Raw genomic sequence first — 24,424 nt, 5'->3', positions numbered from 1 at the left:
GGGCTAAAATGAAAAAATATAATCTAATTACCGCGACAATATTGGCCGCAGGCCTTGTAGGTTGTGGTGTGCAAAATACGCAAACCAGTGCAGTAGCGCAAACATCAGTGAGTGCGCCAGGCGCACCAGGCGAAGCCCCATTTTGGGCATACGCAGGCAAAACTGGGATAGGCACGTCTTTTGAGCAATACCAAAATGGCCATTACAGTAACGAAGCACCTACAGGTAAAGTGTCAAAAGTATGGTTTTCGATTGCCAAAGGGATGATCACCGAAACCATGTTCGGGCTTATTCATCAAGCGCAAATTAAAGACATGCAATTTGTTGTAGTCGGAAAAGATTTTACAGTCACTGAAGCTGACGATTTAGACGTTACCATTGATTACTTATACAAAGACGATAAAGGCCGCCCGTTATCATTAGCATACAAAGTAGTAAGCAAAGATAAGCAAGGTCGCTTTAGCCTCGAAAAACATATATTTACCGATCCAGACGGTCAAAGCTTATTTGTACGCAGTATTTTTAATACCCAGCTTGACGGTGTAAAAGCATATGTAACAGTTAACCCGTATATAAACAACAACGGCTTAGATGACTTTGCAAAAACCACCGAGCAAGGGTTGGTAGCGTGGCAGGGCGATAATTATTTGTCATTGCAAGGTGCAAAGCCATTTAAACAAACAAGTGTCGGTTTTACGGGCGTGAGTGATGGTTTAAGCCAGCTTAAAACAACTCAGCAGCTTACCCGTGTTTATAAAACTACCGGTGAACAATCGGGGAATGTTAGTTTATTAGCAGAGCTAGGTGAAATTGGTAAAAACAGTCAATTCGATTTAAGCCTAAGCTTTGGCAACAACCAGCAAGCAAGCTTTAAAGAAGGCCACGCTACGCTAGCCAAAGGTTACCAAGCTGTGCTTGATAATTACAATGGTGAAGGCGAAGCCCTTGGTTGGCAAGACTACCTGCAAAGCCTTGCACCACTGACTAGCATGAGCGAGCAAACCGCTGATAACGGTAAATTACTTTATACCAGTGCTATGGTGTTAAAAGCCCAAGAAGACAAAACCCATGCCGGGGCACTTATTGCCTCTTTATCTAACCCATGGGGCGAAACCGTATCGGCGAAAACGGGCTCGACTGGTTATAAAGCAGTATGGGTACGCGACTTTTATCAAGTTGCCATGGCATTTATGGCAATGGGCGATACCGCAACAGCCAAAACCGCATTTGAATACCTTGAAAAAGTACAAGTAAACAGCAAAACCCCGGGCAACAAAGGCGACACAGGGTGGTTTTTACAAAAAACACACGTAGATGGCGAACTTGAATGGGTAGGCGTACAGCTAGACCAAACAGCAATGCCACTCATGCTAGCGTGGAAGCTTCATCAAGCTGGTGTATTAAGTGATGCTGAGCTAACTGATTGGTATACCCGCATGTTAAAACCGGCCGCTGACTTTTTGGTAGACGGTGGGCGCGCTAAAATCCGATGGAACGACATGCAAATAACCCCACCTGCGACTCAACAAGAACGTTGGGAAGAGCAAGAAGGGTATTCGCCATCAACCACCGCTGCTGTTGTTGCCGGTTTAATTACCGCCGCTGATATTGCAAAAATGGCAGGAGATGAGGTGAATGCTAAACGCTACCTTGCAACGGCAAAAAGTTACAACGCCGATATAGAAAGCATGATGTTTACCACCGCAGGTAATTTAGAATCAAACGCTTCAGACGGCGAGTATTTTATTCGTATTGGCCAAGACAAAGACGCCAATTCAAATACTAAAATTAACGCTAATAATGGCCGTGAAGGCTTTAATAAAAAGCAAATTCTCGATGGTGGATTTTTAGAGCTCGTTCGCTATGGCGTTCGTGATGCGCTAGCGCCTAGCATAGTAAAAACACTCCCAGAATATGATGATGAAACCCTAACCGATAACCTACAAGTAAAATACAGCTTTGAGTTTACTGACGGCAGCGGCACATTTGCAGGCTACCGCCGCTATGGTAACGACGGATACGGTGAAGACGAAGTAACGGGCGCTAATTACGCTGAAGGTGGAAAAAACAGCCCAGGGCAACGTGGGCGAGTTTGGCCATTTTTTACCGGTGAACGTGGTCATTACGAAATTGCCGCCGCAAATGCCAATAACAGTTTAGATGCAACAAAACAGCAGGCTATTAAAAATAGCTATGTAAAAGGGCTAGAGCAATTTGCCAACCAAGGCATGATGCTACCTGAACAAGTATGGGATGGTGTAGGCATTAATAAAACGGGTTACACGTTAGGCGAGGGTACAAACTCGGCCACACCACTGGCGTGGACGCATGCTGAATACGTGAAGCTAGTGCGCTCACTAAGCGACAAACAAGTATGGGATCATTATCCGGTGGTAACTAAAGCACTAAAATAACCACAAACTATCCGCAGTTCAGGTTAATTAACATAGCCGTAGTAAAATACGGCTATGTTATTTATTACAATAATAACGAGGCTGAAATGAAAACATTTACCTTGAGCGCATTAGCATTAGCAATCATGCTAACAGGCTGCCAAAGCGCACCATCATTAAATAACAACACGAATAACACCGAAACATCGCAATTAAATACTAAACAACAAGCAAGCCCGTGGTGGGAAAGCGCCATTTTTTACCAAATTTGGCCACGCAGCTTTTACGATAGCGATGCTGATGGTCATGGCGACTTTAACGGTATGACCCAAAAGCTCCCGTATTTACAAGAGCTCGGCGTAAATGCACTGTGGTTAACCCCCATGTTTGAAGCACCGTCGTATCATGGCTATGATTTTACTGAATTTTACCAAGTAGAAAACGACTACGGCAGCATGGCCGAGTTTGAAGCCTTTATAAAAGCCGCTGATGATAAAGGCATGAAAGTCATACTTGATTTAGTTATAAACCATATATCAAGTAACCATGAATGGTTTCAGCGTTCAGCAAAACAAGAAGCCCCTTATGCTGATTACTTTATTTGGCGCGACGATATGCCAAAAGCCGGAAGTGGCTGGGGGCATGCTTGGAGTAATAACGACCAACCCGACGCAGTATGGCATTGGAATGAAACACGTCAGCAGTATTACTATGGTGCGTTTGGAGCGAGCCAACCAGACTTGAATTTACGCCACCCTGATGTTGTTGCCGAAATGGAAAAAATGGCTAAGTTTTGGCTTGATAAAGGCGTTGCAGGGTTTAGATTAGACGCAGTACGTTTTGCAATGGAAGGTGGCGCAGATGCGCAAGCCGATACCGACGAAACCATTGCATATTGGCAGCACTTTAACCAATACGTAAAAAGCGTTGATCCAGAGGCATATTTAGTGGGTGAAGCTTGGGCAGACATTCCCGTTGCAGCAAAATACTTTGGCGAAGGTAAAGGCCTCGATCAAGGCTTTGATTTTGAAGTGGGCTATAAAATACTGGGCTTATTAAAACCCGATGCCAGTGGTGAAGCGCAATTTGGCACCATGCAATCTAATCAAAAAATCAACGCAGTTGATGCCAATGTGCTCAAACAAAATTTACAACAGCGTATTGATTCAAATGCACCGCTTGATTTTTTTGCACCGTTTTTAACTAATCACGACCAAGAACGTATCGCTTATCAACTTGCAGAGCACGACGATAAAGCAAAACTTGCTGCCGCCATGTTATTTAGCTCTCCTGGTACGCCGTATATTTATTACGGTGAAGAGATAGGCTTAACACAAGGTGGCACAGGTCACGATGTGTATAAACGTGCGCCTATGCAATGGGACAACAGCAATCAAGCCGGTTTTACCAAAGCTAAAACGAGCTGGGTTGAACAAAGTGAATTATTTGGTAAAGACTTTACAAGCTGGTGGCCTGAATTTTTAGCCGAGCAGCTTAGCGCAGGTGATCGCAATGTTAAAGTACAGCAAGCACAATCTGACTCACTGTGGCGTTTATATCAGCACTTAATCGTACTAAAAAAACAGCGCCCAGAGCTGGGTATTAAAGGCAGTTATGAATTAACGCAACACGACAACGGCCTAGTTGAAATAACCCGCGAGTTAAACGGCAGTAAAAGTATGTTTATTCTTAATTTAACCGCTAACCCGCAAAGCATCAGCGGTATAAAACGTCAGGGGTTAACGCCTAGCTGGCAACACGACCTCAATGACGAGCAACTCGCAGCTTATGGTTTGTTGTTACTGAATAACACACTGTAAATAAAACACACACAAAAGGGGCTAACATACGTTAGCCCCTTTAGGTAAAAGTGCTTTTATTGCATTCCCTCCAAGTTATAGCTCATTTTAATGAATCATAAGTAGCTTAACTTCTTCTTACGTCATGGCGCTTATCATGAAAATCACTATAAGATGCAATCCATCACAGGTAGGTATTTACGGTACGTAATGAATACTGATGTACCAACATAGATTCAGCGATGTAATTTAAAAATGGGAGGCGCGTTTTCATGTCATTACCAATGTCGGTGGCTGTATAAACATACAGTGTGGTTGTTTTTCTCTCATATTCAAGAAAATGAGCGATGAGCGCATTTTCTTCTTTGTAATTATATTTAGTAGCAAGAAATAATTATAGCTAGCAATGAGTTAAGTTATTTGTTAAAAAGTAATTAATGAATATATTAGCGTGCGTTGGCAGAAATATACGCGACGAGCGCACTATAAAATTGTTAGTTTTCACGGAAGAATTTCGCATATGAATGAAAATTTGAGAAATAATACACAATGGATTACTAATATTTTAACAAGTATTGGTGTGATAGCAGCTATAGCTTTCTCTTTTTACAACTCTCAATACAAGCCTAACGAAGCTAATTTACAGATATCAGAATCATATCTAAAAGAGTATAGAAAAGTAGTTGCATATAATGGCGGTCAAGGTTTGTGTTTAGATTTCTCGCTGCATTTCCCTAAAGCATTAAAATCAGCTTTGCTATTTTCAAATTACGAAGAAACATCACTTACAAATGTTGAAGTAGCATGTGATCAAAAAAATACTTGTACATCTGCAATTCCGAGAATAAAAACTACTACGTTAGCAGCAGAGTGCAAAAACGGTGTTTGTACTTCATTTGTTGGGGTACTTAAGCCAAATGAGTCTGTTGCCTTTTTATTTGCAAACTTGCCTAGCAATGAAGTCAGTGTTTCTTGTGTCGATCAGCAAGTGTACAGTGAAAACTAACAAAGCGCTTAAGCCTCTCCCTTCGGTCGCTGGGACGCCTATACGCGGGGCGGCTTCGCCATTATGCCTCACGTATCGGCGCCCCTTAGCTTAAAGTTAAGCTGCTTTTTAAGTATGAGGTTTAACTTAATTGAAAGTTTATAAATACCTGCCGTTTTCGAGCGGATCCAAATGCATTTTGACTGACGGGACTATGAAGTTTAGTCATCATTCGGAGTTTAACGATCCATTTGATTGTAAAACTGTATACGATATCGAAAAGTCCATAGCGTACTTAAAATCTCGTCCCGATTTATTTAAAGAGGCGGGAAGACGATTAAAACTCTCTCCTGCTCAAAGATTAAGTAAAAGAAAGCAAATGGAGCATGGTATAAAACGTTCATTGAAGAGCGGTGAATTTCGTGACGGAGTAATTGGAGAAGTTGGAATATGCTGTTTGACTAAAAAGCCAGATAATATATTAATGTGGTCACATTATGCTGAGAATCATGAAGGTTTTGTCGTTGAATTCACCGTTGATGATAGCCCTCAAAATATCTACATGAATAATGTTGAAGAGCTACTTTTTGGTTGGGATGTTGAGTATACCAAAGACATGCCGATAATTACTGCTGGAGAGAGGGGTTTTAACGCCGTCAAAGATGTGTTTCTTATGAAGTCACCGGACTGGAGTTACGAAGCGGAGTATCGAGTTTTATCGATGAAAAAAGTGCAGGGATTCATGCTTTTGACCAGAAGCGAATTTCTAAGGTCATAGCGGGAGTTAAGATGCCTGAGCAAGCATTTGAAGAACTCAATGAACTCGTCAATCAATTGAATGACAAAATTGGTGGTAATGTGGAGTTAGTAAGAGCAAAAATGTCTAAAACAGAATATCGCATCCTAGCAGCTTAACAAACGCTTCAACCGGACAGTCAACGCTCGGCGGCTTTAATTACCAGCAGTTAGCTTTGGTGATTATGGCGTGCTAATTCGAGTTTTGTGGTGGCGTTGTCTGCTAGTTAAGAGGGCGTTAGGTATAAAAGGTTCGGCATAAACTAATAAATATAATGAATAAAATAAATCTTAAAAATAAATTTTCTATATCTGAAAGTCTACTTTACTTCGAAGGAACGATTATCCCTTTTGAAGAAATAGAGTTTTGCAAATGTATTGGAATCGGAGCTAACGGTATTGTGTTTGAAGCTAAGGATATCAACTTAGATCGAAAGATAGCCGTTAAATTCTGGAACAACAGAGGGCGTAGTGATTTCAAGAAAGCCCAAAATGAGGCCAAAAAGCTCGCATCAGTAGATCACCCATATTTTGCAAAAATATTTTCATCTGGAGTCAAATCAGGTTTGTTCTATATCACTATGGAATTTGTAAATGGAGTAAATCTTAAAGAATACCTTTTTAAAGAACCAATAACTATACTTCAAAGGTTTGATCTTTATTGGCGCTACTCAAACGCACTCGATGCGATTTATAAAAATGAAATTTTACATGGAGATCCTCATACTGGGAATGTAATGGTATATGAAAGTAGTTTTCAAACTCCTAAACCTATAAGTTCTAAAAACTCAAACCCTGATGCTTTACCTATTAATTTAGGTTTCAAAGTACTGGATTTAGGTTCTAGTTCTTTTTGGGAAGACCGTGAGAAATTTACCACATTGGATTGATTAACATGTGTAACTATTTTATGCCTAACACATATGAGCCTTAACTCTGTCAATAGGCATTAGTGTTCTTTTTGACCGTTTTATCAATTGACGGTCAATTCTAAATCAATAAACAAATTCGTTTACTTCGTCTGTCGATGCGGCTAATAAGCAAGTTGCTTACGGCAAACACATCTAGGGTGCGTTACGCAGTAATTTCTTATTGCGATCTCATCGCAGCCAGGTTTTTCCCATATCCTTTTGGGGTAGCTGGGGCACTAGACATTTATCGGTTAACCTCATCATGGCACTATTCAAGGCGGCTAGTTTCATCATTGTGATCCAGTTAGTTAGGTGCATAACGCAGTTATCAAGTCAGGTGTAAGCGACTTTGTTTATTGTATTAATGCACGCGTACTGAGGGTCTAATCAAGGCAAGTGGCTTTGGTCTGTAGGCATATAATCAGGTTAAACCTTGTTGGTAATTAACTCACCCAATTGATTGATGCTCAGCCTTATATCCAGATAGATGTTCAGCTCACTCAGTACCGTGACTAACTCTTTAAGAATTTTGCTTCATCGAATACCGTCTCTTTTTTAAGCATATAATAGACGCAGCGCCAAGCTTATGTGCAAGCGCAGACAGTGCTTTGGCTTTGCTCATTCGCTTTTGTAGTTTTTCAAGGTATTTGTTGGCGTTTTGATTGTGACGCAGCAGCAATACAGCGGCTTCGGAGAACGCCCATTTCAGCTGTGCATTGCCAATTTTGTTACCTTGGGTGCCATAGGTTTTACCAGTAGATTCCGTTTTTAGTTTTACAAGTCAGCATAAAGCGTGAGCCTTTGTGCGCCAAGAAATCGATTGATATTTCTAATTTCATAAATAGTTCGTCTTGTTATTAAATTAACGATTTATTGCGTGATGGGTGTGTGAAGTATTAAAAAGATAAAACTTATCACAACAAATTGTTATTGAGATGGTTGCCTTTCGATTAGCTACTTGGTTTATTTGTTTTAACATTATTAACATCATTAACATTATTAGCATTATTAACATTATTAACATAAAAAGGTTATATTCAGTCATCTTCTAATAGTAAAGGGGCAAAATTAGCCCCTTTAATTTTTAAAAGAATTAACTTTTGGGTTTTTAGTTATTTAAGACTACATTTATTATCAAACCATGATAATAACTCAGTGTAGAATTCTTTTTTATGTGCATAGAAAAGTGAATCCGAGAAATGGTCAGCATCTTCTAGCTCTATATATTTAAAGTCTTTTTTATACTTTTCCAGCTCAGAAACAAAATCACGACTATGTTTAATTGGTACTCTACTGTCGATATCACCGTGAATAATCAATATAGGAACATTTACTTTATCAACTTGTTCTACAGGAGATACACCAGAAATAGTAGGGCGTTGTAAAATACTTAAAAATCGGTTTTCGTTTAAAGTTGCATTAATTCGACTTAGATCACTAACCCCAGCACCTGCAACAACGCATTGATAAATATTATTTTCACGCATAGAAGCTGCAAAAGCGGCATATCCGCCATAACTCCAACCAAATAGCGCGAGTTTATCTTTTGTAGCTAAGCCTTTTTCGACTAAATACTGTGCGGCATCGTCAAGATCATCTTGTTTCTTAAGACCCCAATTATTATCGCCTGCTATCCAATGCTCAAGCCCATAGCCAGTTGAACCACGATAATTTGGTTGAATTACTACATAACCATGATAAGCGAGCAGCTGAGCCCAATCATCAAAAATAATAGAGTCACGAACCCAAGGTCCACCATGTGGTAAGACAACCGCAGGGTGAGGGCCCTTAGTTGCAGGAATTGTCACATAAGCTTTTATATTTCGCCCATCTCTTGCTTTATAAGAGATATATTTAACAGTTCCTAACTTACTTTTATCAATAAAAGGAAGTCTATCACCAATTTTGGTTAATTTTTGTTTATTTGTCACTATGTAGTAGCTACCAGGATTATCATCAGCAGACACATTTAAAACAAGAACATTATCGTCATCAGAACGACTCATGATTCGAACAAATTTACCTTTGAATAATGAGGCAATAGACTCTTGTAATGCTTGAGCATTGGGATCTATGTAGTAATTTTTAGGTTGTTTGGTGGTGTAGCGAAAGCCCTTAATAGTACCGTCAGAATCAAGTATTACCCCATCAGTATCAACAGATTCAAGGCCAAATTGCCGAGTTGAATATTTAGCCGTTTTAATATTGTAGATATAAATACCGGTGGTGTTTTCTCCTAGATTAGCATTGATATAAACTTCATCAGGGTTGTCTTTTGTGAAGCCTAGTATCTCAAAGTTTTCACGCTTTTTGGGACTAACCTGTTTAATAACTTTCCAATCATCATCACCTTTAACACGCGCATAATGATCTATTGCATTGTCGGATTTATTCCAACCTTGTGCAATTCTGATATCACCATCGTAATCAGAAACAAATGATCCAGATATTTTTTCATTACCACGCATGATAGTAACGCTTCTACCTGTATTTATATTAAAGCGAACTACATCAGGGATGTAATTATTATTAATATCTACTTCGACTAAGACTTCATCTTTGTTGTCTGGGAGCCGATTTATTATTTGAAATTGAACATTTCGTTTGTCTTTAAAAGGTAATAACCAATCACCTTTGCCATCAGCATCTGTAATTGCAAACTTATTAACCCAATATTTCCTGTTTCCGTCTTCCAATATCTGCCTAAACATAACGCCAATTTTTTCGTCGTTTAACCATATGATAGAAGAGATGAGCATTTTATCTGCACCTAATCTAACCGGATCTTTTTCTAGGTTATTAGGATCTCTAATTTCTATTATGTAATCACCATCTTTTGTTGTTGCTCTTAATATGGCAAGGTTTTTACCATTTGGTGATGTGACAACACTTCTTATAGCTGAAGCCATAGAAAATGCATCAATACTCGAAATTTGCTCTGTTGCCTCAACTTGTTTATTAGCATAAGAATTCAAGCTTAGAACAGATAAACCTAATAATATTATTTTCTTTAATTTCATTTTATTCCCTCAAAAAAATGGCCTAAAAAGTAGGCCATTTAAACTAAGTAATTAGGTAGTTACTTGTATTAGAATGAAGCTGTGAAGCTAATATAAGGGCTTCGGCCTGAAGTGTCATAACCAACACCTAATGGGATATTAGTATTAGAGAAAGAACCACTTGGATCTACTTTTGGTGGAGCCTCATTAAATACGTTGCGAACACCAAAATTAACTTTATAAGCATCGTTAGACCATGTTAAGCCCACATTGTGAACAAAATAGTCATCGGTAAAGCCTACAGGACGACACTTAAGTGCATCTCCGTTTGCATCGGTTAAGCCACGACAACCAGCAGTACCTTCTTCAAATTCACCTAAGTCATCTTCATCTTCGCGGCCTTTTCCAATGAAGCGAGTTTCCCAGTTAAATCTAAAATCAGAATACTTAAGTTGAAGACGAGCAGAACCACGCCACTCAGGTGAGTCAGGCTCGCCCATATTATCATCTATAGTACCGAGTACATCGTATACTTGTTCAGTCATGCGCGTAGCTTGTAAGTCTAATGTAATACCTAAGTTTTCTTCTGCTATTACAGTGTCCGTTTCAAAGTAAACATTGTAATCAAAGCCTTTAGAAGAAATTAAGCCAATATTAATAAAGCTAGCATCAACCATATCAATCTGACCGTTAGAATCTCGGCCAATTCTATTACAGAATGCTTCGTTTCCGTCGGCAGAGTAACATTGACCGATACTATAACCAGCACTTGGCTCTGCTATGCTATTTGTAACTTCAATATCAAAACGAGTAAGTGAGAATGTTAAATCAAACTCTTCAGAAAATGGTTGTTCAAAGATTAGACCATACGTTTTTGCAACGGATGTTTCTGGCGTAAGTTCTGTTGTGCCACCTGTTTCTATTTCTGCACTGTAAGTTGCAGTGTAAGAGTCTGTACCATTTTGGCCTAAACCTAATGATGTAGGATCAACACCAGATGCTTGACACGCATTCAAGACAGATGTGTCGCGAGTTTCTTCGGCTGCATTATATGTTGCTGCTGAACCAGGGTTTAATGGATCAATATTTCGTGCATCTTCAGGTACAACACAAGGATCTGCAATTGTATTAAAGCCCGATGTACCATTTAAAAAGCGTTCACGAAGGTTTGGAGCTCTATAAGAAGTCCCTTTTGTTGCTCGAAGCGTAAACCATTCAACAGGACGGTAGATTGTTTTTATGCTGTATGTTGATTCTGCATCATAAAAAGATTCTTCAGAAACACGGCCTGAAGCGGTGAATGTAAGTTCTTCTGCACCTTTAACACCTTTAAGTAATGGAAATTCAAACTCTGTGAAGATTTCTTTAAGATTTCGAGAGCCATCAGCGCCTTGGTCAGCAAAGTAACCCCAAAGCAAGCCTTCAGCAGTTGCTGCATTTGGATTTGATTCAATTTCGTCACGACGGAATTCAACACCAACGATGCCGGCTACGGTCTCATTATTCCAAGGTAAATTGAAGAAGTCTCCACCCATAAATGCATTAAAGACAAACTGATTTACTTTTGTTTCGATATCACGATCGATAAATAAGTAAGCAGCTTCCTCTGGTGATAATGTACCACCACCTTCTTGGAAGATACTATCAGCAAATAAGTTAACTGGCACACAGCCATCTGAACCTGTTCCACAGGTAATTGTCCCATCGTCATTAAGTACTGATGTTTCTAAAGAGTAAATAAGACGCTCTTCGTTGATACCAACACGATGGTCGGTTCCTTTCGAAGCACTATAAGATGCTGATGCATCATAATACCAGTTATTTAAGCCAATGTTTTCAAACATGCCTAAGTTACCAGTAACACCCGATACGAGACGATATTGCGATACTTCTACCTGTGTTTGATCACGGTCGCCACGAATATTAATAATTGGCTGTACAGCTTCTGGACCACCAGGGCCTACACCTAGAACACCAAAACAATCTATTCCGTTAACGCCACAAGGGTTATATGGGTTAGATGCTGCAACTTGTTGAAATATCTGAGCTCCAGGGCTAAATATTGGAGACTCACGTTTTGCATATAAACCTTCGTAATAGAAGGTTGTATCATTATCATCTTGGAAGTTATACTCACCATTAAGCATTAATGATACGCGTTCATTTTTGCTTCTGTAATCACCGCTTTTGTAGTAATCAGACTGTTGGAAAGCATATAGAGGGTTTTGAAAGTCAACATCACGGAAACCGTCACCATCTCCGTCAACAAATACACCATCATTAATACCATCACCATCAAAGTCACCTGCAACCCATGATGGGAAAAACCCTTCAAGACTCGCAGGAACTGTTGATTCACTGAAGTTAGGAATCCCTGTGTTTGTAAAACCTGGGGTGTAATAAACACTACCAAAGAACGATGGGACACTAATACGATTTGTAAGAGGGAAAATATCACATGAATCTTCACCGCTAGCAACAGGACCATAACCACTATTTCTAGTAATGATTGAGCCATCTTCAGCTTCCCATATACGTTCTTCACAGCCTTTAACAAAAGGGTTTCCAGATAAAGATTGTGATTGCTGCTCTGAATATTCTACACCTACAGTGATAAAACCATTATCCATGGTTGTACCCCACATCCCTGAAAGTACGGTTTCTTCACCGCCTTCACCTTTAGGTTGTCGGTACGATGCATCAAATGTAAATCCTTCAACATCTTTTTTCAAAATAACGTTTGCTACACCGGCTACGGCATCAGAACCATATACAGTAGAGGCGCCGTCAAATAAGTTTTCAACTCGTTCAACCATAACGCCTGGTATTAAATTTAGATCAGGTGACGTTGGAGCGCCACCCACACCAGCAGGAGCCATACGACGTCCGTTAATTAAAACGAGAGTTCTTTCAGCACCTAAGCCACGAAAACCTATAGTTGCGGCACCTGGACCATTGTCTAATACAAACCCGCCAAATGTGTTATCAATTTGCGTACCTGCTGCTTGGCTAGTTGATTGTAGCATTGAGCCCGCATCAAACAGTCCCATTTCACGCGATAAGTCACCGTTTATGATTTGAATTGGAGATGCATTAGAAAACTCAGCTTTTCTTATTCGTGAACCAGTTACTACAATTCTTTCTGGCGCTTCTTCTTCTAATTCTACATCAGATTTTTTTTCATCTTGCGCAAACACGCTGGGTGCTATAGCAACAGAACCAAGCAATAAAGAATATCTTATTGCATTTGATAAGGTTTTGGTTTTAAACATATTGAATTTCCCTAAGTATTGTTTTTATCTTTTTTAAGGTTACATTTTATTAATGAAGCCAAAACTAATTTACAATTAATATACATTTATGTAAACTTTTTTTTATTAACATATGTCCCTATTATTACAATAGTGAAATATTATTTTTTACAGGGTTGTAATTATGTTGCTATTTAATTAGTGGGGCATATTGAAATGCTTAAAAGTAATATATTAAATGCTCTCAGTTTTAATCTAAGCAATTTTTCAAGAATTTAATTTTTTACAAAACTCAAAATGTACAGTTTTAAACGACTAATTACGATTAAGGCTTTAAATTTGAGTTAATAAACCGAAGGCAAAGATTGGTAATTTTATACTTTTGAGTCAATTGATTGCATTAAAGAGCTTCAGATGAAAGAAGTACTTTGTGATTTCTTAAGAAGAATAGTTAAAATACAATTAAGTAGCCCTCATTTTGTTTGATAGGCACTTGATTTTAGATCAAGCTATAAATCAATATATACAACTTTACAGAGCTAGTCGAAAAGCTTAGATTTTAATGTTAACTCACAGAGTTGATTTACTTATTACTTTGGGAGGTCGAAGGTTAGATACATAGCATAACTCACCAATTTAATTTCTGTACTACGTACAACGATGTAAAACATTTGACATGTAAAGTACTAAATTATAAGTCTCAAACTAACAAGTCATAACACAACACTTAAAACATCATCATCAAAATACTTTAAATGTCTAACCGAAGATAAATAAAATCTTTGCACCTTACAGTCAGTAGGTGTTTAAAAAGCTTTAGGAGCTGGATTGGCTGATCAATCAGTTCTCAAACTTATAAAAAATAGTCTTATTGTATAAATACCATTGAAGACTCCATAAGTAGAAAAATAGTTATCGAAAAACATCTTGACATAATATGTCATGGTAGTTACTTTTAATACATAATATTAAAAGGAAAACTAAAATGGAAATTTGGAATTTATTTACTGCTTTTATTGTGCAATTAATCACCTTTTTTACTCAAGAAGTGGGCGTAAGCCAAGCGGTTGCAATTATTTTGTTTACCGTTATTGGACGATTAGTTTTAATGCCGATTAACCTTGTTGCTATGGTTAACATGGTTAGAAATAAAAAAGCAATTGCCGCACTAAAACCTGAGCTAGATAGCATAAAGAGCAACTATAAAGACCAGCCCAGTGAAATCGCAAAATTAACTATGGCGCTGTATAAAAAGCACAACATTAAGTTTATTGATAAAAAAAGTGTGATTAATATGGCAAGCCAAGGGGTATTTGGCCTTGGAACTTTTCAAGCTCTGCAACAAATTGTATTGAATAGTAAATTTGCTTGGATTACCAGTATTGCAAAGCCTGATATTGCGATTTCGTTATTAGTGGGGGCTATTATATATTTATCTATGATGATGATGCCAGGTAGCGCAGAACAAACCAGCACCTTATTGTTCCTAATTCCCGCAATTATTTGTGTGGTTACTCTCGTTAATTTTCCTTCTGCAATTGGTTTGTACTGGGCTACATCCAGTAGTACTAGCTTGTTGCAGTCATTATTAGTAAATAAGTATTTTAAAAACCATCAGCCGCAGCATCCTTTATAAAGGTCGCTAAACAAAGGAATGACGATAATGAATATGTGTTATCAGCCCACAGCCGATTTGATGGCATCGGCATTGTTAACCTACACCAACATGCGTGAATATTATGAGCAGTATGGCGTTGATTGGCAGCAACATAAAATATATGAACAAATAGTAAACCTTGAAAATTGGGATATTGTGGTAAATGGCGATGTAGTGGGTGTAATGCGCTTGGCTTTCGATGATAAGGGTTGCTATATACGTGACTTACAAGTAGATGCTGCGTTTCAAAATATGGGTATTGGTGCAGCAGCAATTAATGAGTGTGCTCGTTTAGCAGTGCTCCGAGGTGCTATGCAACTTAGGCTTCGGGTTTTTAAAATAAGCCCTGCGCACAAGCTTTACACACGTTCAGGTTTCAGCATAGATAAAGAAGACGACAGATTTTATTATATGTCTAAAAGCTTAGTTTAATAACTGTGACTTTTATTTTAAAAATCAATGTTGCTCAGTCACTGTAGATTAATATTCGCTCATTCAAACTGCTATCCCGACAATTTAATAAAATAGTTATGGATAGATTATGCGCTTTTATACAAACAAAACAGCCACATTGAGTGTTTGCTTTTTATTGCTTGGCACAGGTTTTATGCTGATAGAAAACAGTGTGTATCAATATGTTGATCATAATGGTGTTCTACATTAAAGCTTGTTTATGCCCTTGAGCATACTGTGTTTTGCTGTGGGAGTTCTTTTTGTGGTTAGTTTGTTAGCCCGAAAAGTATTCGGGCTATTTAAAAGTGCTAGGGCAGATGGGCATTAACCGCTGCTGTTATTACTCATTATTTAAGTTAGCGGGTTCTAATAAGTTAAATGTCGGTAAGCGCCATTTAAAGCGTACCGACGCCATACGAATTAAATAGCCTACTACTAAACTTGCAACTACGCTGATATTGTCATCAATGTTGTAGTGGTGCAGTGCTAAGTATAAACAAGCAACAATAAGCGCTACGCTTGCGTAAAGTTCATGATGAAGTACTAATGGCGCTTGTCGACAAATTAAATCACGCAACAGTCCACCAAATACACCTGTTACTATAGCTGCGACAACACAAATTCCATAGTGCAAACCCATATTTAGCCCAACTTGGCAGCCAATTATACTAAACGCTGCAAGCCCTAAGGCATCTAGACGCATGAATATGCCTTTAAATTTAACCACCCATTTGGCCAACCAAGTGGTTACAATACCCGCCACGCATGTGATCAGTAAATATTCTGGGTGTTTAACCCACGTTAACGGGTAATTGCCAAGTAAAATATCGCGTACGCTGCCACCCCCAATGGCTGTGGCACTGGCTACTAGCATAACCCCAAACCAATCCATGTTTCTGCGCCCAGCGCTGAGTGCACCGGTCATGGCTTCTGCTGTAATTCCGATGATGTAAACAATAGTGAGTAGCATGAAATAGTCACTTAAACTTTTAAGAGCAAAAATAAAAGTGCGATTGTAGAGATAAAATAGTGCATTGACGAGTGAAAAATTACATTAAAAACAGCTGCTTTCAGATTAAAAAAACTAATGTGATAGCGAGGTGTGAATAGCCTGTTAATGTAACGAGAGCGCCGGCTTTAGTATTGAAAGCAAAAAGGACAAATGACCGTAAAAATGCAATAAAGCCTGAATTAATTTAAGGTAAAAGAGCGCTGTTGCCTTTAATTTTGTTGCTTCTTAAAAGCGGTTTTATTGAATGTATTAACTTGAGCCACGCGCAATTAAACGCGGGGGCAGTAGGGTGCTTTGTACTTGCTCACCACGAATTAATTTGAGTAAGTTTTCAACTAACATTTGCCCCGCTATAGTGGTGTTTTGCTCTATGGTTGTCAGCGGCGGATTAATGTAACTGGCAATAGAAATATTATCAAAGCCTATTACGGCTACATCTTTTGGCACGTTAATATTGGCTTCTTTTAATGCCCGTATTGCGCCTATAGCAATCAGATCGCTGGCAGCAAAAAGTGCATTAAAAGTAATGTTATTAGCAATTAAAGAGCGAGTAGCATGGTAGCCAGATTCTTCGGTAGAAATTGCATTGGCAATTTTACGATCATTTAAGGTGACACCGTTTTGCTGTAGTTCGTCTTTAAAGCCATTAAAACGGGCAAAAAACTCAGGGCTGTGATCAGAGGCATCGCCAATAAATGCACAATCAGTTCGGTTATGCGCCAGTAAATGCTCAGCGGCAAGTTTACCACCGCCATAATTATCGCAACTTATGGTTAAATCAGGGCGGTTATCAACGCTTGCTCCCCAGCAAACAAATTTAGTGTTTTGTTCAAGCAAGGTATTAAATTTTGGTTGAAAATCAATGTAGTCGCCATAGCCTAATAAGATTATTCCATCTGCTCGATGGCTGTCTTCGTAGTCTGCTTGCCAATCAGCGCTGGCTGATTGAAATGAAACAAGTAGATCATAACCTTCTTTTGCGCAGGCACGGGTAATACTGCCCAGCATGGCTAAAAAAAACGGATTGATTTGTGATTCATCTGAGGTCGGGTCTTCAAACAACAGCAATGCTAGGGTACTGCTTTGTTGAGTGCGAAGGTTACTGGCGTTTTTGTCTACTTTGTAATTAAGTTTTTTAGCAATATCGTGAACACGTCTTCGAGTTTCGTCATTTACCAGTGGACTATTTCGTAAAGCACGGGAAACTGTAGATTGAGACACCCCAGCATAATGGGCTATATCAAACGAGGTGGCTTTACCTTTCATCACGATTACTTACTTAAGAGGACAATAAGGGGATATTCTCGTTTATTAGTGATTTTTTTCAAGCTTATTTGTCAATAAAGGCATTTTTTTATTGATTTTTTCATGACACCGGTGTCACAATAAGGGCGTTTTATCATTTTGTTGTCAAAACGTATTAGCTACCTTTATTATTAAAGGTAGCATTTTTTTACAGTGATAGCTGCTTTGAGGTGATAGCTCAAAGTAAATAAGTATCAATGATACCCCATTAAAATAATAAGTACTCATTACTTAAACAAAAGAGATAACACTATGGGTTTACACTCTAGCACACACTTTGATCCTATTCTGGTTGCCGATATTGGCGGCACAAATGCTCGTTTTGCGTTGATCACTGGCTTCGACGAATCAAGTAATCAATTTACCATTGAGCATAATCATACGTTTCCCAGTGCTAACTATGGATCGCTCGAAAGTGCTACCGAGTACTACTTATCAACAGTGTCTCATATAACCCCTAAACGCGCATGCCTTGCAGTAGCAGGCCCTATAAATGCAGGGCAAGTTCATTTAACTAATTTAGGTTGGCACTTTAGCGTTAATGATTTTAAACACCACTTTGACCTTGCTCAATTAAGCGTTATAAATGACTTTGCTGCTTTTGCCTACGCAGCACCGTATTTAGACCCTTCACAAAATGTCACTGTTAAACCTGGTCAAGCGGATGAGTCTGCCAATATAGGTGTAATGGGCCCAGGCACTGGTTTTGGTGCAGCGTGCTTAGTGAGAACGGCACATTCGTGCGCGGTGATGAGTTCAGAAGGCGGGCATATTTCGTTAGCAGCCGTTAATCAACTCGACGGTCAACTTATTCAAGAACTCAAAAAAGATCACCCTCATGTATCGGTAGAAACGGTATTTTCGGGCCCTGGCATTGCTCATTTGTATAAAGCCATGGCTGCGGTTAAAGGGGTGGCTGCAAAAAATTTAGATGCCGCACAAATTAGCAGCTTAGCCAATAGCGGTGAATGTGAAGTGTGTGATGCAACGCTTAATCAATTTTGTGACTGGATTGGCAGTGTTGCGGGCGATTTAGCATTGGCCTACGGCGCTTTAGGCGGCCTTTATATTGGCGGTGGAATTTTACCACGCATGCAAGCTCGTTTACTTGAAAGTCGTTTTATTGAGCGCTTTTCGCAAAAAGGTATTATGTCGCAGTACACAGGTCAAATTCCGGTGACGTTAGTAACACAAGACAACATCCCATTAATTGGAGCTGCCGCGTGTTTGCATACGAGCCAACAGGATTAATCGCTTTGCATAGGTTTGGAAATAAATAGATGAAAAAAGTCACTATAAACAGCGTTGCCAGTCATGCAGGTGTTTCTAAAAAAACCGTATCGCGAGTACTCAATAATGAGCCTAATGTCAGTGCAGCTACACGCGAAAAAGTGTTAGCCGTATTTAAAGAGCTAGATTACACCCCAAACCCAATTGCACGCGGCCTTGCACAAAATCGCAGCTTTATCATTGGTTGCATTTACGATAACCCTAGTAAAAGTTATATCACCCGTGTGCAAACAGGCGCACTGGCTGCCTGCCAAGAGAACAACTATAACTTGCTTATTCATCCTTGTGAGCTCAGGGGCGATGCACTCATTAACAATATTGAGCAGTTATTGCAGTCATCACGCCTTGACGGTTTAGTATTAACCCCGCCATTTTGTGATTTTGGCGAGTTGGTAGATTTTTTAAAGTCGAAAAAAATCCCTTATGCTCGAGTCGCTTCTGCAATTTTAGATGATGATTCTATTTCTGTGACCAGCAATGACGAGCAGGGGGCGTTTGAAATTACCGAGCATTTAATAAATCTTGGACATACCTCCATAGCGTTTATTAAAGGTCACCCAGATCACAGTGCCACTGAGCAGCGTTTTAAAGGTTACAGGCGCGCATTAACAACTCATGGCATTGAATTTAACGAACGCTTAGTTGAAGAGGGTAACTTTAGTTACCATTCAGGAGTAGACAGTGCGCGTAGTATTTTAGATTTATCGCCACGTCCTACTGCTGTATTTGCATCAAACGACTACATGGCAGCGGCAGTGCTCAAATTAGCTACGCAGCGTAACTTACGTGTACCTGATGATATTTCTATCGCTGGGTTTGATAATGCACCAATAGCGCGCCACATTTGGCCTGGGCTGACCACCATAGCGCAACCTGTAGAAGAAATGACAAAACAAGCCGTTACGCAATTGATCACCCATATTATTGAGCCGCAAGAGTCGCCATATAAAGTGATTTTAGAAGCTAAATTAATCACGCGAGAGTCAACTGCAGCCGTAAAATAAAACCCTTTTTTCACAGTAGCCCGAGTATGAGTGACGCTTACTCGGGCTTTTTTTTGTCTGTACTTTTAATTTTCATTATTTGCTTGCTGGTATTTCACTAAAAATTCACGTTTATTTATTGTACATGTTAAAAAAATTGGCTATTTTTATGACTCAGGGTTGACACCGGTGTCAATGCCATGCGTTAATACCCTGACACCGGTGTCAGGGTTGTTGTGAGAGGCTCCCTGGTAGCGTACCTTTGAACGGGTAAGTCAAAGATGCTCAGTACAGTTATTTTCGTGGAGTCTATAATTGTTACTGAGCCTTTATCCTCTAACGAATAGAGATGAGTAAAATTATGTTGCACCCTCGAATTCAAGAAGTCACAGAACGCGTTATTGAGCGCAGTAAACAAACCCGTCAAGCCTATTTAGATCGTATTTCGCACGCAAAAAAACAAACAAGAGTTCGTGCTGGATTAGGCTGTGGCAATATTGCTCATGTAATGGCTGCGTGTAGCAGCGATGACAAAGCGCGTTTAAAAGCAGACGAGGTGCCAAACCTTGCAATTATCAATTCATATAACGACATGTTATCTGCACATGTGCCTTACAAAGAATACCCCGATTTAATTAAAAGCATTGCCACTAAATTTGACGCCACCGCGCAAGTTGCTGGCGGTGTACCTGCGATGTGTGATGGTGTTACGCAAGGGCGTGATGGCATGGAGCTATCGCTTTTTTCTCGTGACGTTATTGCTATGTCTACTGCGGTTTCGTTATCGCATGACGTGTTTGATGGTGTGTTTTGTTTAGGCGTATGTGACAAAATCGTCCCAGGCCTATTAATTGGTGCTTTATCATTTGGTCACTTACCTGTGTATTTTTTACCAGCAGGGCCTATGCAATCAGGTATTCCAAACAAAGACAAAGCACGTGTTCGTCAAAAGTTTGCACAAGGACTGGTATCTCGTGAAGAGCTACTAGAAGCTGAAAGCGCTTCTTACCACAGTGCGGGTACCTGTACGTTTTATGGTACCGCTAACTCAAATCAAATGCTGATGGAAATAATGGGCTTACACTTACCAGGTAGCTCGTTTATAAACCCATACACAGAACTGCGTGATGGCTTAACCGGTAATGCGGTTGAAACCATGCTTAAGCAGCTTACTGAAAACAAAGATGGCCCGTGTTTAGCGGATGTGATCAGCGAAAAAACCATTATTAACGGCTTAGTTGGCTTGTTATCAACAGGTGGCTCAACCAATCATGCAATCCATATTGTGGCGATTGCTAAAGCGGCCGGTATTCAAGTTACATGGAAAGACATGTCCGATTTATCAGCGGTTGTTCCATTACTGACGCGTATTTACCCTAATGGCTCTGCAGATGTTAATCACTTTCAAGCAGCCGGTGGAATGGGCTTCTTAATGCGTGAATTAGCAGGTGCTGGTTACCTTCATACAGACGTAACCACTATTTTAGGCGAAGGCCTTGCACCTTACATGTGTGAGCCACTACTCGATAAAGACGATAACTTGATTATGAGTGATGCGAACGGCCCAAGCAAAGTTAAATGGGTAGCGTGTCCAGAAAACTCACATGATGAAGAAGTACTTCGCCCAGTAAGTAACCCATTTAGTAAGCAAGGCGGTTTACAGCTACTAACGGGTAACTTAGGTAAAGCGGTTATTAAAGTCTCTGCGGTTGCAGAGTCTCATCAAGTGGTGTCGGCACCGGCTAAAGTATTTAGCTCACAAGGTGAGTTACAAGATGCCTACAGCCGTGGCGAACTTAACCAAGATTTTATTGCTGTACTTAAAGAGCAAGGGCCAAAAGCCAAAGGCATGCCTGAGCTTCATAAGCTCACACCGGTAATGGCAACATTACAAGATCAGGGCTATAAAGTGGCTATTGTTACCGACGGTCGTATGTCGGGCGCATCAGGCAAAGTACCAGCGGCAATCCATTTAGCACCTGAAGCGGTTGAAGGTGGGATTATTGCTAAAATTCATGAAGGCGATATTGTTACTCTAGATGCGCCAAATGGTATTTTAAAACTGCATGTTAGCGATGAAGAGCTTGCTAAACGAGAGCCGCAAATTAGCCAAGCAAGCCAAACGTTTGGTACAGGTCGTGAATTATTTACTGGATTTAGAAACATAGTAAGCAGTGCCGATTTAGGTGCAAGTGCTTTTGGACTTGAATAATAATTAGCCATATTGGGTAATGAGGAACAAGTAATGAGTATTGAAAAAATCTTAGCATCGGCACCGGTAGTGCCAGTGGTGGTAATCGAAAAATTAGAAGATGCAGCACCACTTGCAAGAGCGTTATATAACGGTGGCCTAAAAGCACTTGAAATTACACTGCGTACACCCATTGCAGCTGAGGCTGTAAAACTAATGAAAGCAGAAGTGCCCGAAGCTTATGTTGGTACAGGTACTGTGGTTGATAAAGCAAGCTTTAACGCATCAGTAGAAGCGGGCGCTGACTTTATGGTAAGCCCAGGTGTTAGCGATGAGTTATTAGCGCTGGCAAAAGAGTCTACTATTCCATTTTTACCTGGTGCAGCGACCCCAAGCGAAGTGATGAACTTAGCTGCTCATGGTTTTAAGTTTTTAAAGTTTTTTCCTGCAGAAGCTGCAGGCGGTGCTGCCATGCTTAAATCTATTGGCGGCCCATTACCTGATATTACTTTTTGTCCAACCGGTGGCATTAGTTTAGCAACCGCACCTGATTACTTAGCACTTAACAATGTTATTTGTGTAGGTGGTACCTGGATGTTAGATAAGCAACTTATTGAAAATAAAGACTGGCAAGCTATTGAAACGCTTGCTCGCCAAGCATGTGAAGTTAATAGGAGTCAAAAATGATTAATGTAGCAATTAATGGCTACGGCCGAATTGGTCGTAATGTATTACGTGCACTGTATGAATCAGCGCAAAATAATGAAATTAAAATTGTGGCTATTAACGATTTAGCCCCAGCCAATGTAAATGCTCATCTGACTCAGTTTGACTCAGTACATGGTCGTTTCTCACAGCAAGTAACGCTTAAAGACAACACCATGTTAATTGGCGATGATGTGATCACCTTAACGCAAGAACGCGATCCTGCTAACTTACCGTGGAAAGCGCTAAACGTTGATATCGTACTTGAATGTACGGGATTATTTACTTCACGCGAAGCGGCTAATAAGCATATTGAAGCGGGTGCTAAAAAAGTAGTGGTATCGGCACCTGGTACAGATATGGATGCTACCGTAGTGCACGGTGTAAACAGCGATGTAATTAATGCTGACAGCAATATCATCTCAAACGCGTCGTGTACAACTAACTGTTTAGCACCAGTTGCCAAAGCAATAAACGATACGGTAGGGATTGAACAAGGTAGCATGACTACTATTCACGCTTATACCAACGATCAAAACTTATCCGACGTATACCACCCAGATTTATACCGCGCGCGTAGTGCGACTCAATCTATGATCCCAACTAAAACGGGCGCTGCAAAAGCGGTTGGTTTAGTATTGCCTGAGCTGGCAGGTAAATTAGATGGCATGGCGGTACGTGTACCTACAATTAATGTGTCGTTAGTTGATTTAACGTTTATTGCTAAACGTGACACAAGCATTGAAGAAATTAACCAAGTGGTTAAAGCAGCCTCAGAAGGGCCAATGAAAGGTATTTTAGAGTACAACGAGCTGCCGCTTGTTTCTATCGACTTTAACCATAACCCAGCCTCATCTATTTTTGATGCAACGCAAACACGTGCTGATGGTAAATTAGTTAAAGTAATGGCGTGGTACGACAACGAATGGGGTTTCTCAAACCGCATGTTAGATCAAGTTAAAGCGCTGGGTGCCTATTTATAAATTTTCCGTGTAGTTAATTTAGCTTTATCCAGCCAAGCCACGCATTGCGTGGCTTTTTTTGTTGTCGTGAACCTAAATATAAGCTGAGAGGAATAAATGCTAAAACCTAAAAAGAAATATATAAGGCTATTTTTTCCATATCTTAAAAAGAATTCGACATACTAAAATTGGAAATACACTTACGAGTCCATAAAACATAGCTTGCCTAGTATCAGCTGAAGATGAAAACCAGTGATAAGTCATTGCAATAAATATAAATAGATAAATGAGTAAATTAAGTAGTTTATTCATTTTTATTATCGCAAACATTTTTAATTTGAGCTGAGATTTTGGTTAACTCATTCATAACTTTTGATATATTCGCAGATTTGATATTTGTCGATATAATTGTTTTCAAAAAATAATTATTCAAGTTGCTATTGATTTGAATTAAAAATAAATCGAAAGTATCGCTTTGCTGAAATACCGCTTTAATTATCCTTTGGTGTCCATGTAATATTTTTATATCAGTCATAACTTCAGTCTCATAAAAAAGCATATCTTCTAAAGTGTTTTTTTGATATGAATTTAAAATGCTTTTGTAGATTGATACTGGTTTATTACTAAGATCAATATCACTTTCCAAAAGCCTATTTTCTCTTAATGGCCAAATACTCAAATTATATGATGTTTTTTCTGAAGTTATTTGTTCAGAATATAAAGGTACTTTGTG

General features: G+C 39.5%; 19 protein-coding genes and 1 pseudogene. 14 read left to right on the top strand and 6 right to left on the bottom strand.

Annotated features, from left to right (window positions below; translation table 11 throughout):
* Positions 1-8 precede the first annotated feature (8 nt).
* From QL984_RS14695 to QL984_RS14670, 6 genes are all read left to right on the top strand, one after another.
* A complete protein-coding gene (locus tag QL984_RS14695) occupies positions 9-2,414 on the top strand; it encodes a glycoside hydrolase family 15 protein (protein ID WP_138764083.1) in 2,406 nt (801 codons plus the stop codon).
* A gap of 86 nt (positions 2,415-2,500) precedes the next feature.
* Entirely contained in the window at positions 2,501-4,213 is a 1,713-nt protein-coding gene (locus tag QL984_RS14690) for an alpha-amylase family glycosyl hydrolase (protein ID WP_138764084.1), read from the top strand.
* A 499-nt stretch (positions 4,214-4,712) separates the two neighbouring features.
* Positions 4,713-5,198 carry a hypothetical protein gene (locus tag QL984_RS14685; protein WP_024601772.1) on the top strand — a complete coding sequence of 162 codons (486 nt, stop codon included), beginning with the start codon at positions 4,713-4,715 and terminating at the stop codon, positions 5,196-5,198.
* Positions 5,199-5,391: 193 nt separating this feature from the next.
* Positions 5,392-5,955, top strand: a complete 564-nt coding sequence (locus QL984_RS14680) for a DUF2971 domain-containing protein (protein ID WP_051894384.1) — start codon at positions 5,392-5,394, stop codon at positions 5,953-5,955.
* Positions 5,956-5,966: 11 nt separating this feature from the next.
* Entirely contained in the window at positions 5,967-6,092 is a 126-nt protein-coding gene (locus QL984_RS14675; protein ID WP_268745519.1) for a hypothetical protein, read from the top strand.
* Positions 6,093-6,247: 155 nt separating this feature from the next.
* Positions 6,248-6,862 (top strand): protein kinase, encoded by a 615-nt coding sequence (locus QL984_RS14670; protein WP_036956422.1) that lies wholly within the window; start codon positions 6,248-6,250, stop codon positions 6,860-6,862.
* A 533-nt stretch (positions 6,863-7,395) separates the two neighbouring features.
* Here the strand turns inward: QL984_RS14670 and QL984_RS14665 are convergent.
* The 3 genes and pseudogenes from QL984_RS14665 to QL984_RS14655 form a co-directional block, all read right to left on the bottom strand.
* Positions 7,396-7,744, bottom strand: a pseudogene (locus tag QL984_RS14665) (transposase); the annotation flags it as partial.
* 251 nt (positions 7,745-7,995) lie between these two features.
* The gene (locus tag QL984_RS14660; protein ID WP_024601776.1) at positions 7,996-9,903 is read right to left on the bottom strand and encodes a prolyl oligopeptidase family serine peptidase; all 1,908 of its coding nucleotides are present in this window, start codon (positions 9,901-9,903) and stop codon (positions 7,996-7,998) included.
* Positions 9,904-9,971: 68 nt separating this feature from the next.
* Positions 9,972-13,154, bottom strand: a complete 3,183-nt coding sequence (locus tag QL984_RS14655) for a TonB-dependent receptor (RefSeq protein ID WP_024601777.1) — start codon at positions 13,152-13,154, stop codon at positions 9,972-9,974.
* A gap of 964 nt (positions 13,155-14,118) precedes the next feature.
* On the opposite strand from QL984_RS14655, the gene yidC reads away from it, so the two are divergent.
* From yidC to QL984_RS14640, 3 genes are all read left to right on the top strand, one after another.
* Positions 14,119-14,769, top strand: coding sequence for a membrane protein insertase YidC (gene yidC, locus QL984_RS14650; RefSeq protein ID WP_036956424.1), 651 nt, complete (start codon positions 14,119-14,121; stop codon positions 14,767-14,769).
* 27 nt (positions 14,770-14,796) lie between these two features.
* Positions 14,797-15,222 (top strand): GNAT family N-acetyltransferase, encoded by a 426-nt coding sequence (locus QL984_RS14645; RefSeq protein ID WP_013464817.1) that lies wholly within the window; start codon positions 14,797-14,799, stop codon positions 15,220-15,222.
* A 109-nt stretch (positions 15,223-15,331) separates the two neighbouring features.
* Positions 15,332-15,454: a hypothetical protein gene (locus QL984_RS14640; RefSeq protein ID WP_268745520.1), complete on the top strand. Its 123-nt coding sequence runs from the start codon at positions 15,332-15,334 to the stop codon at positions 15,452-15,454.
* Positions 15,455-15,583: 129 nt separating this feature from the next.
* Here the strand turns inward: QL984_RS14640 and QL984_RS14635 are convergent, their stop codons facing one another.
* Positions 15,584-16,213, bottom strand: coding sequence for a trimeric intracellular cation channel family protein (locus QL984_RS14635; RefSeq protein WP_013464819.1), 630 nt, complete (start codon positions 16,211-16,213; stop codon positions 15,584-15,586).
* 291 nt (positions 16,214-16,504) lie between these two features.
* Complete coding sequence (locus tag QL984_RS14630; protein ID WP_013464820.1) at positions 16,505-17,521, bottom strand: LacI family DNA-binding transcriptional regulator; 1,017 nt, start codon at positions 17,519-17,521, stop codon at positions 16,505-16,507.
* Between the two features lie 291 nt (positions 17,522-17,812).
* Here QL984_RS14630 and glk point away from each other — a divergent pair, with 291 nt between their 5' ends.
* From glk to gap, 5 genes are all read left to right on the top strand, one after another.
* Positions 17,813-18,811, top strand: a complete 999-nt coding sequence (gene glk / locus QL984_RS14625) for a glucokinase (RefSeq protein WP_013464821.1) — start codon at positions 17,813-17,815, stop codon at positions 18,809-18,811.
* Positions 18,812-18,840: 29 nt separating this feature from the next.
* Entirely contained in the window at positions 18,841-19,854 is a 1,014-nt protein-coding gene (locus QL984_RS14620; RefSeq protein ID WP_008110549.1) for a LacI family DNA-binding transcriptional regulator, read from the top strand.
* Between the two features lie 340 nt (positions 19,855-20,194).
* On the top strand, positions 20,195-22,045 hold the full coding sequence (edd, locus tag QL984_RS14615; protein ID WP_013464822.1) for a phosphogluconate dehydratase: 1,851 nt from the start codon (positions 20,195-20,197) through the stop codon (positions 22,043-22,045).
* Positions 22,046-22,078: 33 nt separating this feature from the next.
* Positions 22,079-22,711, top strand: a complete 633-nt coding sequence (gene eda / locus QL984_RS14610; protein ID WP_013464823.1) for a bifunctional 4-hydroxy-2-oxoglutarate aldolase/2-dehydro-3-deoxy-phosphogluconate aldolase — start codon at positions 22,079-22,081, stop codon at positions 22,709-22,711.
* Entirely contained in the window at positions 22,708-23,712 is a 1,005-nt protein-coding gene (gene gap / locus QL984_RS14605; protein WP_013464824.1) for a type I glyceraldehyde-3-phosphate dehydrogenase, read from the top strand. The genes eda and gap overlap by 4 nt, the downstream gene beginning before the upstream one ends.
* 283 nt (positions 23,713-23,995) lie before the next feature.
* Here the strand turns inward: gap and QL984_RS14600 are convergent.
* On the bottom strand, positions 23,996-24,424 hold a 429-nt coding region (locus QL984_RS14600; RefSeq protein ID WP_290172904.1), incomplete at its 5' end, for a hypothetical protein.

The organism is Pseudoalteromonas sp. APC 3495 (genome assembly GCF_030407645.1).
In the GTDB taxonomy this organism is placed as follows: domain Bacteria; phylum Pseudomonadota; class Gammaproteobacteria; order Enterobacterales; family Alteromonadaceae; genus Pseudoalteromonas; species Pseudoalteromonas tetraodonis.
The sequence above is the reverse complement of the archived record's forward strand: the minus strand, read 5'-3'. Positions and strand labels throughout refer to the sequence as shown.